The sequence below is a fragment of the Gluconobacter sphaericus genome, assembly GCF_016757795.1.
Taxonomy (GTDB): domain Bacteria; phylum Pseudomonadota; class Alphaproteobacteria; order Acetobacterales; family Acetobacteraceae; genus Gluconobacter; species Gluconobacter sphaericus.
In genome coordinates, this window is the sequence record NZ_CP068419.1 from 2,154,460 (window position 1) to 2,168,660 (window position 14,201).

14 protein-coding genes are annotated in these 14,201 nt (G+C 60.3%); 7 read left to right on the plus strand and 7 right to left on the minus strand.

The annotated features are described in order from the left end of the window. Positions 1-42: 42 nt before the first annotated feature. On the minus strand, positions 43-456 hold the full coding sequence (locus IGS75_RS10220) for a hypothetical protein (protein WP_174787508.1): 414 nt from the start codon (positions 454-456) through the stop codon (positions 43-45). Between the two features lie 230 nt (positions 457-686). Here IGS75_RS10220 and alkB point away from each other — a divergent pair, with 230 nt between their 5' ends. The 5 genes from alkB to gltX all read left to right on the plus strand — a co-directional run bounded on the left by alkB (position 687) and on the right by gltX (position 5,889). Then, positions 687-1,340 carry a DNA oxidative demethylase AlkB gene (gene alkB / locus IGS75_RS10225; RefSeq protein WP_202256771.1) on the plus strand — a complete coding sequence of 218 codons (654 nt, stop codon included), beginning with the start codon at positions 687-689 and terminating at the stop codon, positions 1,338-1,340. A gap of 47 nt (positions 1,341-1,387) precedes the next feature. Beyond that, on the plus strand, positions 1,388-2,776 hold the full coding sequence (locus IGS75_RS10230) for a class II 3-deoxy-7-phosphoheptulonate synthase (protein WP_202258456.1): 1,389 nt from the start codon (positions 1,388-1,390) through the stop codon (positions 2,774-2,776). Beyond that, positions 2,776-3,990, plus strand: coding sequence for a nicotinate phosphoribosyltransferase (locus tag IGS75_RS10235; protein ID WP_202256772.1), 1,215 nt, complete (start codon positions 2,776-2,778; stop codon positions 3,988-3,990). Before IGS75_RS10230 ends, IGS75_RS10235 begins: the two co-directional genes overlap by 1 nt. Continuing rightward, on the plus strand, positions 3,987-4,454 hold the full coding sequence (locus IGS75_RS10240) for a hypothetical protein (RefSeq protein WP_202256773.1): 468 nt from the start codon (positions 3,987-3,989) through the stop codon (positions 4,452-4,454). Before IGS75_RS10235 ends, IGS75_RS10240 begins: the two co-directional genes overlap by 4 nt. Before the next feature lie 100 nt (positions 4,455-4,554). Next, positions 4,555-5,889: a glutamate--tRNA ligase gene (gene gltX / locus IGS75_RS10245; RefSeq protein WP_141349811.1), complete on the plus strand. Its 1,335-nt coding sequence runs from the start codon at positions 4,555-4,557 to the stop codon at positions 5,887-5,889. A gap of 49 nt (positions 5,890-5,938) precedes the next feature. Here gltX and IGS75_RS10250 read toward each other — a convergent pair whose 3' ends face one another. From IGS75_RS10250 to cysS, 4 genes are read right to left on the minus strand one after another with little or no spacing between them, the layout of a single operon-like run. Further along, positions 5,939-6,823, minus strand: coding sequence for an aldose 1-epimerase family protein (locus tag IGS75_RS10250; protein ID WP_202256774.1), 885 nt, complete (start codon positions 6,821-6,823; stop codon positions 5,939-5,941). Then, entirely contained in the window at positions 6,792-7,817 is a 1,026-nt protein-coding gene (locus tag IGS75_RS10255; RefSeq protein WP_141349815.1) for an ion channel, read from the minus strand. The genes IGS75_RS10250 and IGS75_RS10255 overlap by 32 nt, the downstream gene beginning before the upstream one ends. A 4-nt stretch (positions 7,818-7,821) precedes the next feature. Then, positions 7,822-8,598, minus strand: coding sequence for an RNA methyltransferase (locus tag IGS75_RS10260; protein ID WP_099285569.1), 777 nt, complete (start codon positions 8,596-8,598; stop codon positions 7,822-7,824). Positions 8,599-8,600: 2 nt separating this feature from the next. Next, on the minus strand, positions 8,601-9,959 hold the full coding sequence (cysS, locus tag IGS75_RS10265; protein WP_202256775.1) for a cysteine--tRNA ligase: 1,359 nt from the start codon (positions 9,957-9,959) through the stop codon (positions 8,601-8,603). An 86-nt stretch (positions 9,960-10,045) separates the two neighbouring features. Here cysS and IGS75_RS10270 point away from each other — a divergent pair, with 86 nt between their 5' ends. Continuing rightward, complete coding sequence (locus IGS75_RS10270) at positions 10,046-11,440, plus strand: MATE family efflux transporter (RefSeq protein ID WP_141349821.1); 1,395 nt, start codon at positions 10,046-10,048, stop codon at positions 11,438-11,440. On the opposite strand, the gene IGS75_RS10275 is transcribed toward IGS75_RS10270, so the two are convergent. Next, a complete protein-coding gene (locus IGS75_RS10275; protein WP_141349823.1) occupies positions 11,394-12,608 on the minus strand; it encodes an MFS transporter in 1,215 nt (404 codons plus the stop codon). The two genes, IGS75_RS10270 and IGS75_RS10275, sit on opposite strands and share 47 nt — an antisense overlap. Positions 12,609-12,708: 100 nt before the next feature. Continuing rightward, a complete protein-coding gene (locus IGS75_RS10280) occupies positions 12,709-13,179 on the minus strand; it encodes a BON domain-containing protein (RefSeq protein ID WP_011253299.1) in 471 nt (156 codons plus the stop codon). A gap of 365 nt (positions 13,180-13,544) precedes the next feature. Here IGS75_RS10280 and rpsD point away from each other — a divergent pair, with 365 nt between their 5' ends. After that, positions 13,545-14,162: a 30S ribosomal protein S4 gene (gene rpsD, locus IGS75_RS10285; RefSeq protein ID WP_141349825.1), complete on the plus strand. Its 618-nt coding sequence runs from the start codon at positions 13,545-13,547 to the stop codon at positions 14,160-14,162. The last annotated feature ends 39 nt before the right edge of the window (positions 14,163-14,201 follow it).

Here is a 14,201-nt window from a genome sequence, read left to right on the forward strand (position 1 = left end):
TACGGGGATCAGAACTTGCTGCCGGGGTTTTGGTTGCGTGTCTTACCAGCCGTTTCCACGCGGTGCGACGTAGCCGTTGCCGGTGGCGTCGCCGAGCTGGCCGGACTGCGTGTTGTTGCTGCCCTGATAGGATGATCCGAACTTGGACAGGTTTGCGCCCGTTACGGAATCACGTTCCACTCCGGCCTCGTGATCCGGATCCGGACCATGCTCGAAATCGTTGGACGGCGTATCGGAATAGCCCGGAGGCGGCTTGCGATGGCCGCGCGCACGGAAATGCTCGCCGCCGGTTGTGGCCTGCTGCTTGGCATCCGTCTGGGCCTGATCCGGCTGCACGGGAAGGGTCGTGCCGGAGGCATAAGGCTGACCGAATGTCGCGGTCTGGGCTTGTGCCGCCCCGGCCACCAGGGCAGTCGCCAGCAGGGCATGGCAGAAGAAACGGGAAGAGGACAACATGTGATCCAGTCCTTGGCCGATCATAACAACAAGACTGCCTTCCGGACGAGAGAGAACGTCATGTTCCGACATTCCCGGCAAGACGGCATACGACACTATAATCGGCGTGCTTTAAGCTGGGTTCAAGAGTTCTTTTCCCCTGACAGAGGCCTCAAAGGGCTCCTATATAAAAATCATGCCGATATTCGAGAGCTTTTATCGCCTTTTGAAAGCCTCTGAGGAATAACCGGATGGAGGATCTTTTCGCATCCCTGCGTTCCCGGACCGTTCTGGCGGAAGGTGCGGTATGGCTGCCTGGTTTTGCCTTGCCGGATGCCCCCGCGCTCCATCAGGCCATTGCGGATGTGAGCGCCGTCGCGCCCTTCCGGCATTTCCACACGCGCATGGGGGCGATGTCTGCCACCATGACCTCCTGCGGAGCCTGCGGCTGGACGGCCGATCCATCCGGATACCGCTATACTCAGACCGATCCAGAAACCGGCGAGCCCTGGCCCGCAATGCCGGACGTACTTCGTCATCTTGCAATCCGGGCCGCATCGGAAGCGGGATACGACGGCTTCGATCCAGCGTCCTGCCTCATCAACCGCTATGCGCCGGGAGCGGGCATGGGGCTGCATCAGGACCGTGACGAGGGGCGGCCGGAAGCGCCGGTCGTGTCAGTTTCCCTTGGTATCCCGGCACGTTTTGCGTTTGGTGGCACGAGCCGGAGCGATCCGAAGCGCGTCATCGAACTTCTGGAAGGGGATGTCGTGGTCTGGGGTGGGGCATCGCGCTTTGCGTGGCACGGGGTCTCCCGTATTCGCGAAACATTCCATCCGCAGACAGGTGCCATGCGATACAATCTGACGTTTCGCGCTATCAACGCCGCGCTTTTTCGGCCATAACCAGCCCCCCGCAACTCCTGCATTCACATCCTTCTGGAGGGCATTTGATGCACCCCTCGAGCCAGACCCCGACGTCCACCAACACGATGTCCTGGTCTCCTGCAAGCTGGCGTTCCCGCCCCATCGTCCAAGCTCCATCCTATGCGGATGAAGCGGCGCTTGCTGCTGTCGAAGCTCGTCTGCATCGATATCCACCGCTGGTCTTTGCGGGGGAAGCCCGCCGTCTCAAGACGCGTCTGGCCGCGGCGTCGCGCGGGGAGGCTTTCGTCCTTCAGGGCGGCGCCTGTGCCGAGAGCTTTGACGAATTCACCGCTGACATCGTGCGCGACACGTTCCGTGTCCTGCTCCAGATGGCCGTCGTCCTGACGTTTGCTGCCAAGGTTCCGGTCGTGAAGATCGGACGTATGGCTGGACAGTACGCCAAGCCGCGCTCGTCCAATACTGAGACGATCGATGGCGTGACGTTGCCCTGCTACCGTGGTGACATCATCAATGGTCCTGAGTTCACGCCTGAGGCCCGCATTCCTGATCCCGCCCGCATGGAGACCGGATATTTTCAGTCTGCCGGTGTGATGAACCTGCTGCGTGCCTTCGCACATGGTGGTTATGCGAATCTGCATCAGGTTCATCGCTGGAACCTCGGCTTTGTCGAGCGTTCCCCGCTGGCCGCTCGTTATCAGGATCTGGCCCATCGCATTGACGAGACGCTGTCCTTCCTACGCGCCTGTGGGTTCGACGGTTCGGCTTCGCAGATCGACGAGACGGAATTCTACACGTCTCATGAAGCGCTGCTTCTGCCTTACGAGCAGGCCCTGACCCGCGTGGATAGCACGAGCGATGCCTATTACGACTGCTCGGCGCATTTCCTGTGGATCGGTGACCGTACCCGCCAACCGGATGGCGCACATGTCGAGTTTCTGCGGGGCGTGCAAAACCCGATCGGCATCAAGGTGGGCCCGACGACAACGGTTGCAGATCTCGAAAAGCTGCTCGAAATCCTGAATCCGAATGACGAGGCCGGGCGCATCACGCTGATCTCGCGCATGGGCAAGGACAAGGTGCGTGAGCATCTGCCGCCTCTGCTTGATGCCGTGAACCGCACGGGCCGCACCGTGACCTGGCTGTGCGATCCGATGCACGGCAACACCACGACCACGGCCAGCAAGATCAAGACCCGTTCTTTCGATAACATCCTTGGCGAAGTGCTCGGCTTCTTCGACGTCTTCGAGGCTGCGGGCCGTCGTCCGGGCGGGATCCATCTTGAAATGACCGGTCAGGACGTCACGGAATGCATCGGTGGTGCGCAGTGCCTTACCGAGGATGATCTGGCGGGTCGCTATGAAACATTCTGTGATCCGCGCCTTAATGCGGAACAGTCCCTTGAAATGGCTTTCCTTCTTGCTCAGGAATTGACGGGACGAGCAGGAAAGAAATAATGACCGCTTCCGATCCCCAGAATACTCCACAAGCCGCGCTCCAGCGCGCGCTTGGCACTCTCGGCCCGTTGGATGAGACAACCATCGAAGCGCGGACGGACGCTTATTTCGGGCGAACGCGGCATATCGTGGAGCATTTCGGAGATTCCCGCGTCACCTATGCGGTGTTCATCCGTCGCCCGGTGATCGCGGCCTGCGGCCTTGTCACGCAGTGGCTGAAGAATGTTGCGGAGGCGCAGGGCTTCGACCTTGAATGTCGGGAAATGTATGCCGAAGGGGAATGGGTCGGCGCGGGTGAACCGCTCCTGTACCTGACCGGAAGTTTCACCCGTCTGGCACCGCTGGAAACCCTGGTGCTCCAGCGGATTGGCGCCACCTGCGTGGCAGCGCACAATGCTTATCAGATGGCCATGGCGCTGCCGTCCATTCCGTTTCTTGCTATGGACGCCCGGCATTGTGCGGGTTTCGAGATGCAGGAACAGATGGCTTATGCCGCAGGCGTCGGCTCCCGTGCGGCGCAGAAAGAGGGGGCACGCGGCTTCATCGGCAATGCCAATGACGCGACGGCTGGTTTCTTTGGTCTTGATGCCGGTTTGGGCACGATGCCTCATGCCCTGATCGGTTATGCAGGCTCCACGCTGCGCGCGGCGGAGATGTATGACGAGGTCTATCCGAATGATCCGCTAACGGTTCTGGTGGATTATTTCGGGCAGGAAGTTACGGATGCGCTCGCCGTCTGCCGCCGTTTCCCCGATCGTGCGGCGAAGGGCCATCTGAGTGTCCGTCTTGATACGCATGGCGGACGCTTCCTTGAAGGACTGGACCCCCAGACCTCATATGGAGTGCTTGAGCGTCACACGCCGGGCACCATCCGCCGCTACCGTTCCGATCAGGAATTGCGCGATCTGGTGGGAACGGGCGTATCGGCCGCAGCCATCTGGCGTATGCGCGAAGCTCTGGACCATGCCGGTTTTCACCATGTGAAGATCGTTGTGTCTTCGGGTTTCAACGTCGCCAAATGCTCGACGATGCGGGACGCTCATGCCCCGATTGACGTGATCGGCAGCGGGTCCTTCATTCCCGACCGCTGGTCCGAAACCTATGCAACGGCTGATATCGTAGCCTATGACGGACAGCCTCGCGTCAAGCTTGGACGCGAGTTCCTGCTCCAGAAGGTCCGTGACAGCCACGACACATCCAAGGACATTTCATGACCGACGATACGATTGACCCTGTCGAAGGCGCACCTGAAACCGTCACCGAACCGGGAACGTGGAGCGTACGCATCATCGATCTGTCCGGCGCGTCGGAAGGCGAGGACGATACGGTCGAAGTCGTAAAAGACTTCATCGACCTGATGCACGCCAATGCCTATGCCCGCGCTTACGTCCGCGACAGCATCGAGCGATGCCGAACTCCGGGTGCGAGCAGCAAAGAAGTGATCGAGAACTGGTTCGCCTTCGGTGAAAATGCCGAAGTCGTAGATGCGGGCGAAGACGGCTGGAAGTCCTCCACCGAACTCGAAGACTTCGCTGCCAGCCGTGCCACCCCGATGGAGCGTGACTGGCGCGCCATCGATCCGCGTCGCCTTGTTGATGATGAGGAAATCGCTGGTCCGCCGGATGATGATGAATATGACGAGGATGACGAAAACCGTCACGAAGTGATCCGTCACTGACCAGCTGGTGCAGGGAAGGGATATGCACCCCTTCCTTCACACGGTCGTTCCTACAAAACCTGCTCTGGCAACGCGGCGCATCATGCGGCATTAAGGCGTCATGAAACTGCGCTTCGCTCCGTCCCCGACCGGTTACCTGCATGTTGGCAATGCGCGCCTTGCCGTCGCCAACTTCCTTTTTGCACGCCATAACGGCGCCAAGTTCCTGCTGCGGATCGATGATACCGATACCAGCCGCGGCAAGCCCGAATATGAAGAAGCCATCGGCAAGGATCTGTCATGGCTGGGGCTGAAATGGGACGAGTATGTGCGTCAGTCCGAACGTCTCGACCGCTATGCCGAAGTCATCGAAAAACTGAAGGCATCTGGCCGTCTCTATCCGTGTTTTGAGACGGAATACGAGCTGAACGCCAAGCGTGAAGCCCGCATCCGCGCTGGCAAGGCACCGATCTATGACCGTGCGATGCTCAAGCTCACCGCTGATCAGCGCGCCCGCGCCGAAGCCAATGGTAAGACGCCGCACTGGCGTTTCCGCCTAAGCGACGGCAGCCGCAAATGGCAGGATCTCGTCATGGACGAGTGTTCGGTCAAGCTGACGGCCATTTCCGATCCGGTTCTGGTGCGTGGTGACGGCACGATCCTCTACACGCTGGCCTCTGTGATCGATGATCTGGATCTGGGCATCACCCATATTGTTCGTGGTGAAGACCATGTGACCAACACCGGCGTGCAGATCGACATTGCCGAAGCCCTGGGTGCCAAGCCGAACCGATTCACCTTCGCGCATCTCCCGCTGTTGCTGGATTCCGATGGCGGAAAGCTGTCCAAGCGGTTTGACTCTCTGGCACTGAAATCCCTGCGTCAGGACGGGCTGGAGCCGATGTCGATCGTCTCCTATCTCGCACGCGTGGGCTCCTCGGATGATCCGCAGGTCATGACGATGGATGAGGCCATTGCGGCTTATGACATCTCGCATGTCTCCAAGTCGGCCGCGCGGTTCGACATGACGCAGCTTCTCGCCCTGAACCGTCGTGCACTGCACAGCCTGCCGTTCGAAGCGGCGAAGGCGCATCTTCCGCCAGAAGCTGACGAGACATTCTGGAATGCCGTGCGTGGAAACGTGGATCTCTCAGCCGAGATCCCGCATTGGTGGGACGTGGTGCATGGCACGATCGTCCCGCCCTCACAGCCCGAAGACCGTGAGTTCCTTCAGCAGGCCCTCGACACCCTTCCCGCCGAGCCGTGGGGCGAGGACACCTGGAAGGACTGGACCAATACGCTCAAAGAAGCTTCCGGCCGCAAGGGGCGTACCCTCTTCATGCCGCTGCGTCTGGCCCTGACGGGTGAAGATGCCGGTCCGGAACTGCATGTTCTGCTCGGCCTGATGGGGCGCGAGCGGACGGTGTCCCGTCTGAGGGATGCCATTCAGGCCTGATCCTGTTGCCCCGTCGCGCGTTTCAAGAAGCGCGATGGGGTTGATTTTTTCAGATCGCCTTGACGGACCAGAACGCCGCCCAGCTCTCGCCTGGCTTTAGATGCAGAAGGCCGGGTTTCTGTGAAAAGTCTCCCTTGAAGCCGGCTGGCGTCGCATAGCCATGCCAGGGCTCAATACACAGGAAATTCGCGCCCGGTTTTGTCCACAGGCCAAGCTCTTTGAAGCCGCCCCAGACAAACCGAAGACCTGTTCCGTCCGACCCGACCATGTCGACGGACCGGCTTTCGGGCTTCTCCATGATGAGAGCGTCTTTTTCAAAAAGCGCATCCGTCAGCGCAAGGACGTTGTCCCGGAGCGGCGTATGCTGCTTTTCCGGCAGAAGCAGGCCGTCGGCGCCAATACGCCGAACCGGCAGCGGCTCGTCATATTCAAAGACCAGCCTATAGGTGTCTTTGGCGACACCCTCCTTCAGCGGCCAGCGAAACGCCGGGTGCGCGCCAAGGGAGGCATGGAGCGTGCTTGTGCTGTCCGGATTATGCAGATGATAGGAGACGCGCAGGGTGTTGTTCTCGATCAGATAGACCATTCGTAGCCGGAAGGCGGATGGGAAGATCGCGCGGCTTTCGGCGTCGTCCACAAGTTCCAGCGTGCAGCCTTCGGGGGTCCGCGCAATCCAGCGAAAGACCCGATCCCGCGCGAAGCCGTGCTGTTTCAGCCGGACGGGCGTGCTATCGAGCGTGATCTCGCATTCGGGGAGTCTGCCGATGATCGGGAACAGGACCGGAGAGTGTTTCGGCCAAGCGGCTCCTGCATTCCAGAGCAGTTCCTCGTCCCCGCTTCGCAGGGCGATCAGTTCGGCGCCATGATTTCTGACCGAAGCCTTTAGTTGGCCAGTTCCGAAATCATGTGTGTCCTCCGTCACGGGATTCGTCATGGGATGTCTCCTGTTCTGGTACCATGGGCAGATCGCCCGGCTCGGTGGTATGGAAACGACGGAAATCGACCTCCACCCGACCATCTGGACGATTCTGGATCATATCTGAAAAACGGTAGCCGTGCTTCACGTGTCCGATCTCGTAAGCATGGCGGGCGAATATGGTTTGAGATGAGATTTCATCGGTGCCGTCCATCGTGATGATGATTTCTGCATTCTGGTCGATCAGCGTTTCTGCTTTCAGTCCGTAAAGCGGGCTCTGGGTGTCGATCAGATGGGTCGCATTGAGGCTGATACGGAAAATCGGCATGTGGGACTGTACGAGCGTGAGTCGGTCGAAACGCCGGACCAGACGCCCATGTTCGTCCGGCATCAGGCGCGTGAGCGTCATCTCGATATTGGCGGACAGGATCAGGGTGCGACGCTGGTTAGCGATGCGGATCGTGAGCGTTGGGACAACGTCGTCATAGGAAACAACCGCGACATGACTGAACAGCACGCGAGCGCGGGGGCGCGAAAAGCGGGCAAAGACCAGCCCTGTAGCGAGCGCGTTCAGCATCATTCCTGCCAGCACTTCAAAAGAGACGATCGTATTCGTCAGGCGTCCGACTGGAGCCATGGTGCCGTAGCCCACGGTTGAAATGGTTTGAACGCTAAAGAAAATATCGTCGAGAAAATCGCCGTTGGGCACGCCACTCACACTGTGCGGAATGACGTAATACATCAGCGCAAAGGCGATGTTGATGACCAGATACAGCCCGATCGAGGCCCAGAAGAACATGAACCAGCTCATGGTCATCAGGGTGTGGTAGAGGTCTCCAAGAGAAGCGGAATCCAGGCCCGTGCGGATGATGTCGCGGCGACCGTTCTCTTCAAGAACATGTGCCCGGATCCTGTTGACCGTCTCAACGACGGTGGGATGTCCGTCCTGTGCTTCTGGCGCCCCCGGATCAGGTCGGGCTTGCATCCGTTTCCGGTGGCGCCAGTGGATCATGGGGTCAGCTCCTGTTCCTGCGGGCGCTGCTCAGTTCGCTGACAACGCCGTGAAGGGTGCGAAGCTCCTGTTCCGTTACTTCGCCTCTGGTGAAGAAATGACGCAGGTTTCGCACCATGCCGGGGCGTTTCTGCTCGTTTCGAAGGAAATTGGTCTCGTCCAGATCGCGGATGAGGTGGGACATGAAATTCTCCATCTCCCCCTTCGTCGCCACATGCGTCTCGTTGGTCATGAGTTCGCGGGGTGGCGTCATGTCTTCGGTCAGAAACCATTCATAGGCCATGATGAGTACGGCCTGTGCGAGGTTCAGCGACATGAATTTCGGATTGAGCGGGTAGCGGACCAGCGTATCGGCGCGGGCCATATCCTCGTTATCCAGTCCGGCGCGCTCGGGTCCGAACAGGATGCCGGTGCGCAGGCCACGAGTGGAGGCGACACGCAGTTCGGCGGCGGCACCTCGCGCAGTCATGACCGGCTTGACCACATGGCGCGGGCGCGGGCACGTCGCGAAAATGCGGTGCAGGTCGGCCACGGCATCGTCCACCGTCTCGAACACCTGAGCCGCGTCCAAGATCCGGTCCGCGCCCGACGACGCATACCAGGCGCGTTCTTGCGGCCAGCCGTCGCGCGGGGCCACGATCCGCAGATGGAACAGGCCGCCATTCGCCATGGCGCGTGCCGTCGTACCAATATTTTCGGCAAGCTGCGGGCGTACCAGGATCACAACTGGATCAAAATCTCCAAGGGGCCCGATATCCGCCCCGCCGTCACGTCCGGTCATGGTTACGCCTTCCGCCAGGTTGTGCCGCCAGGGCCGTCTTCAAGGGTGATGCCATCTGCCGCAAGCTGCGCACGGATGGCATCGGCGCGGGCGAAATCGCGGGATTTGCGGGCTGCAAGACGCTCTTCGATCAGCTTTTCGATGGCGCCAGTATCCACACCGGACTGGAACCACTCTGCAGGCGTCACATTGAACAGACCCAGCATTTTTCCGGCAGCTAGCAGGCTGGAGGCCGCGTCCTGATCGCCCTGCATGGCGGCATCCGCCAGCGGGTGAAGAGCGGCAATGGCCAGCGGCGTGTTCAGATCGTCGCATAGCGCATCCATGACCGCTGCCGGAACAGCAGCACCCGGCTGGGCATCGCCGCGCTCAAGCGCCCGGTACAGCCGGTCCAGAACCCGACGGGCTTCCTCCAGTTTGTCCCAGCTGAAATCCAGCGTGGAGCGGTACTGCGCGCCCAGATAGAGCAGGCGCAGCGGTTCTGCGGGGGAGCGGTCCAGCACTTCGCGGATCGTGAAGAAATTGCCGAGCGATTTCGACATTTTCTCGCCGTTCGACAGCAGCATCCCGTTATGGACCCAGTGCGTGGCGAATTTGCCATGCGGGTGGCAACACATGGACTGCGCACGCTCATTCTCATGATGTGGGAACAGCAGATCGTCGCCACCGCCATGAATGTCAAAGCTTTCGCCCAGATAACGGTGCGACATGGCTGAGCATTCGATATGCCAGCCCGGACGTCCGCGCCCATAGGGGCTGTCCCAGCCCGGCAGATCCGGCTCGGAGGGCTTCCACAGCACGAAATCGCCAGGATCGCGTTTGTAGGGCGCGACCTCAACACGCGCACCCGCGATCATGTCATCGAGCGAGCGGCCGGACAGCGCGCCATAGGACGGGAAACTGCGCACCGCAAACAGCACATGCCCTTCGGCTTCATAAGCATGTCCGGTTTCGATCAGCTGCGCGATCATCTCCAGCATATCGTCGATATGATGAGTGGCGCGGGGCTCGATATCGGGTGGCAGAATGAAGAGTGACGCGAGATCTTCATGAAAGGCCTGCGTCGTCCGTTCGGTCAGGGCGGAAATGTCCTCCCCGTTTTCCTTCGCGCGCGCGTTGATCTTGTCGTCCACGTCGGTGACGTTGCGGACGTAAGTGACGCGCGGATACAGCGTCCGCAGCAGGCGGATGAGGATATCCGCGCACATCATGGCGCGCAGGTTACCCAGATGCGCGCGGTCATAGACGGTCGGTCCGCAGAAATAGACGCGCACATTCTTAGGATCGAGGGGCGTGAACGGTCGCTTTTCGCGAAGATGGGTATCGTGCAGGCGGAGCACGTGTGCAGCAGGATCGGCCATACGCCGATCAATGCGCCAGCCTTGGTTCAGGTGCAACAGGCTTTGTTACTCTTGTCGGAAGGTTGGGCCCCTGTAATAGGGGGCGTATGAGCAGTGCCCTTTCCAGTCCGCCGACCGATCCGATAACTCCGCGCAGTCACGCGCTGGCCCTGCTGCGCGTTGCTTTGCCTCTGGCCCTGTCGCAGCTTTCCGAAATGGCTATGGGTGTCACGGATACGATCCTGCTCGGTGGCCTCGGAGTGACAGAGGTCGCGATCGGTGGCCTGTCGAGCACGTTCTTCTTCACGACGATGGTGACCTTTCAGGCCATGCTCGGCGGGGCAGGAGTGCTTCTGTCACATGGCCGGGGCGCGGAAGAACATGGCCGGACATCCCATGATGGTCGCAGCGTCATGAGTGCGACGTTGATGCTGGCTATTGCGGTCTTTATTCCCTGCGCGCTGTTGCTGGCTTTCTCAAAGACGATCTTTGGTGCGATTGGCGAGCCTGCCGAAGTTGTCACGCATGGCAGCCGTTTCATCGACATCCTGCTTTTGTCTCTGCTGCCCGATCTGGCAGTCATCGGCGTCCTGCGTGTCGCGCTGCCAGCGCTTGGAGCGGAAACACTGCTGCTCTGGATCATGCCCGCCATGGCAGTCTGTAATGGTCTGACCAATGCGGCTCTCATTCATGGTTGGGCCGGGCTGCCAGCCATGGGGCTTTATGGTTCCGCAACCGCCACGACGTTGACTGGCTGGGTCGTCAGTTTCGCGCTTTTCGGACTGTGCCTGACCCATCCGCGCGTTCGGGCGGTGCTGAAGCCGGCCGCCGTGCAGTGGTCTGTCGTAAAGGAGCTGCTGAAGCTCGGCGGGCCGATGATGATGGGAGCGGCGGCCGAGATCCTGATGTTCCAGATTACCAGCCTGCGTGCTGGTGAACTTGGGACACATAGTCTGGCCGCTCATCAGGTGGCGCTGAATGTCAGTTCGTTGTTGTTTATGGTGTGTCTGGCAGTCGGTCAGGCGACCAATGTCCGCGTAGCTTACTGGCGTGGTGCGGGCCGCATGGAGCAGAGCCGTCGTGCAGCCCTGACTGGTACGGGAATCGTCCTGATGTGGAGCCTCGCCACATCCTCGCTGCTGCTGATCTGGCCGGAAAAAATCCTGCCGCTCTATTTTTCGAATCGTGCGCCCGATCCCGAGACCACGGCGCTTGTTGTCATCCTGCTCCGGACCGCTGGGCTGTATCAGATCGTGGATGGGCTGCAATGCGTGTTCAGTGGCGCCCTACGTGGCTGCGGCGATGCCATTACGCCCATGCTAATTGCAGTAGCGAGTTACGGTCTGATTGGTTTGGTTTTCGGGGGATGGCTGGCCTTCCACCAGCATGTCGGTGTGGAAGGCCTGTGGATCGGCATGGCGCTGGCGTTGGCCACGACCTGCGTGGCTTTCGGGATCAGGCTGCTTCGCGTGATGCGGAAGCCCGCGCCTGCCATATCGTAAGCCCGTAGATCACCAGTCCCAACGACGAGAACAGCGCTCCGCCCCAGCCAACGGACCCCAGCCCCAGCCCTGAACTGACCAGCACCGCCCCCAGCCATGCTCCGAAGGCGTTGGCGAGATTGAACGCCGAATGGTTGAGTGAGGCGGCGAGGGTCTGTGCGTCTCCGGCAACTTCCATCAGGCGCGTCTGAAGGGCGGGGGAGAGCATAATGATCCCGGCCGGAACAAGAAACGTGATCGGTAGCATGGCGTAGGGTGACGGCAGTAGCAGCCAGAACCCCAGCATGAAAACAATGCTTGCCGTCAGCGAGACGATTACCGTCCGGTCAATGCTGCGATCCGCCATGGTGCCGCCGAGCGCATTGCCCGCAACCATGCCTAGACCCCATACCACCTGATAGACCGCGACAAGCCAGCCTGGAAGCTGCGTCACTTCCGTCAGTCCGGTCGTCAGAAAGGTGTAGATCCCGAACAGGCCGCCGAACCCAACTGCGCTGGTCAGCAGTGTTAGCAGAACCTGCGGGCGTTTGAACGCGCCGAGCTCGGTGAGTGCGGTTGCACTCGGATGAGGCCTGTCGCGCGGTGCGAAGAACCATATCCCCGCAAAGCAAAGAGCGCCCAGCGCCGCGATCGTGCCGTAGGCCTCACGCCATCCCACATGATTGGCAGCATAGGTCGAAAGCGGAGAACCAATAACGGTTGAAATCATAATGCCCGACAGCACCCGTCCGACCGCTCGTCCGCGTCGGGCGCGCTCGACCATCGACGCGCCGATCAGGGCCGAAACGCCAAAGAAAGCCCCGTGAGGCAGGCCCGTGATGAAGCGCATAAGTTCGATGCCCGCAAAGCTGGGCATCAGGATGCTGCCAATATTGCCCACGATGAACAGGCATAACAGGCAGAGCAAGAGCGTGCGGCGTGGCAGCCGTGCGCCTAGGATTGCAATCAGCGGTGCTCCGATGACGACGCCCATGGCATAGGCCGAAATGGCCCAGCTTGCCTGCGAAATGGTGATGTTCAGGGAGTGGGAAAATTCCGGCAGCAGACCCATCATGGCGAATTCGCCGGTGCCGATGGTGAATGTCGCCAGCATGAGGGACAGCATGGCCGGTTCGACACCGTGGGGTGGGCGCACCCGTTCGACGTCGAGAGGTTCGATGGAGTCCATAAGAAGTAAGCCCGGGAATGGAGGTCAGGACTGTGCTGTCATTGCCGGATAATGAGAAGCAGTAACGGCTCCCCGAGAGGGAGGAGCCGTTGCGGACAGATCAGTTCTCGGTTGGCAGGCGGATGGTCTGACCCGGATAAATGTCATCCTTGGATGTGACAAGCGGTTGATTTGCATCAAGGAGCTCATCACCCGTGACATCTTGGGGCAGCTTGTCGGCAACCTCGTCCAGCGTCTTACTGGTCTTGATCTCCAGAAACTCGGGATCGGGCGTTCCGGGCGGTACGGCAATTTCGGCTTCGACTGCGGACACGCCTGCGACGTTGCCAGCCGCCAGGATCATCTGGTCGCGTTCCTTGGCGCTTTCCGCCTTGCCACGCAGATAGATGGTACGGTCATCGATCACCAGATGGGACATGTGCATCTGGGCGAGGCCAAATCTCTTGAAGGCACGCTTAATGACGCTCTCCCCGGGCTTGGGGGGCAGTGGCGCGTCAAGGGACTGAACCAGTCCTTCAAGGGAGCCTTCGCCGACACGGCCGGCCTTGGGATTGAAGCGATAGATTTTCATACAGGAAACTCGAAAAAGCGTGTTGCTCCCCTAAGGCGCGCTGCTTCAGAAACGCATGGGGAGTTCCGGACCGTTAGCGCAGCCTGACATAAAGTGGTTGCGTATTTTCCGAACCCCCACTGCAAGAAAATCACAGGGCTCGCAAGAAGGTTTTGATTGACCCCAGCCGGGGATTCCTGTAGGCGCGACGGCACAGCCGGAAACGTGGACGTACCGGCCGGACCATTAGTGCGGGATTCTGCATCTCGCCGGCCCGGCATCTGGGTGCGCGCCCGTCCTTTCCAATCCGGGGAAGGGCCTACCGGCACAACAAAACGGACTGCCATGCAGCATGGGGCGGTTCAGATGAGTACAGGGGTTAACCCATGTCAAAGCGTCTTGAGAGCAAGTACAAGATTAACCGCCGCCTCGGCGTTAACCTGTGGGGCCGTGCCAAGTCCCCGGTCAACCGTCGCGAATACGGCCCCGGCCAGCATGGTCAGCGCCGCAAGCAGAAGCCGTCCGACTTCTCCATTCAGCTGATGGCCAAGCAGAAGCTCAAGGGCTACTACGGCAACATTAGCGAGAAGCAGTTCCGCAAGTATTATGACGAAGCCGTCCGTCGCAAGGGCGATACTTCCGAGAACCTGATCGGTCTGCTCGAGCGTCGTCTGGATGCCGTTGTGTACCGTCTGAAGTTCGCGATCACGCCGTTCGCTTCGCGTCAGTTCGTTAGCCACGGCCACGTCACGGTTAACGGCAAGAAGGTGAACATCCCGTCCTACCTCGTGAAGGAAGGCGACGTCATCGAGGTTCGTGACTCCTCCAAGCAGCTCGCCATCGTGCTTGACGCTGTGCAGACGGGTGAGCGCGACACGCCGGAATACGTCGAAGTCGATCATCGCCAGATGAAGGGCACGTTCCTGCGTACCCCGGTTCTCTCCGACGTGCCGTACCCGGTGCAGATGGAACCGAACCTGGTCGTCGAGTTCTACTCCCGCTAATCCGATCCTGGGCCACCGGCCCGGATCAGAAAGCGACCG

What these genes read in the sequence shown, in the direction of transcription:
- IGS75_RS10280 (WP_011253299.1), bottom strand. Translation starts at nt 13,179, where the DNA reads ATGAAAATCTATCGCTTCAATCCCAAGGCCGGCCGTGTCGGCGAAGGC.
- IGS75_RS10255 (WP_141349815.1), bottom strand. Translation starts at nt 7,817, where the DNA reads ATGATCCACTGGCGCCACCGGAAACGGATGCAAGCCCGACCTGATCCG.
- cysS (WP_202256775.1), bottom strand. Translation starts at nt 9,959, where the DNA reads ATGGCCGATCCTGCTGCACACGTGCTCCGCCTGCACGATACCCATCTT.
- IGS75_RS10260 (WP_099285569.1), bottom strand. Translation starts at nt 8,598, where the DNA reads ATGACCGGACGTGACGGCGGGGCGGATATCGGGCCCCTTGGAGATTTT.
- IGS75_RS10230 (WP_202258456.1), top strand. Translation starts at nt 1,388, where the DNA reads ATGCACCCCTCGAGCCAGACCCCGACGTCCACCAACACGATGTCCTGG.
- alkB (WP_202256771.1), top strand. Translation starts at nt 687, where the DNA reads ATGGAGGATCTTTTCGCATCCCTGCGTTCCCGGACCGTTCTGGCGGAA.
- IGS75_RS10240 (WP_202256773.1), top strand. Translation starts at nt 3,987, where the DNA reads ATGACCGACGATACGATTGACCCTGTCGAAGGCGCACCTGAAACCGTC.
- IGS75_RS10270 (WP_141349821.1), top strand. Translation starts at nt 10,046, where the DNA reads ATGAGCAGTGCCCTTTCCAGTCCGCCGACCGATCCGATAACTCCGCGC.
- IGS75_RS10275 (WP_141349823.1), bottom strand. Translation starts at nt 12,608, where the DNA reads ATGGACTCCATCGAACCTCTCGACGTCGAACGGGTGCGCCCACCCCAC.
- gltX (WP_141349811.1), top strand. Translation starts at nt 4,555, where the DNA reads ATGAAACTGCGCTTCGCTCCGTCCCCGACCGGTTACCTGCATGTTGGC.
- IGS75_RS10250 (WP_202256774.1), bottom strand. Translation starts at nt 6,823, where the DNA reads ATGACGAATCCCGTGACGGAGGACACACATGATTTCGGAACTGGCCAA.
- IGS75_RS10220 (WP_174787508.1), bottom strand. Translation starts at nt 456, where the DNA reads ATGTTGTCCTCTTCCCGTTTCTTCTGCCATGCCCTGCTGGCGACTGCC.
- rpsD (WP_141349825.1), top strand. Translation starts at nt 13,545, where the DNA reads ATGTCAAAGCGTCTTGAGAGCAAGTACAAGATTAACCGCCGCCTCGGC.
- IGS75_RS10235 (WP_202256772.1), top strand. Translation starts at nt 2,776, where the DNA reads ATGACCGCTTCCGATCCCCAGAATACTCCACAAGCCGCGCTCCAGCGC.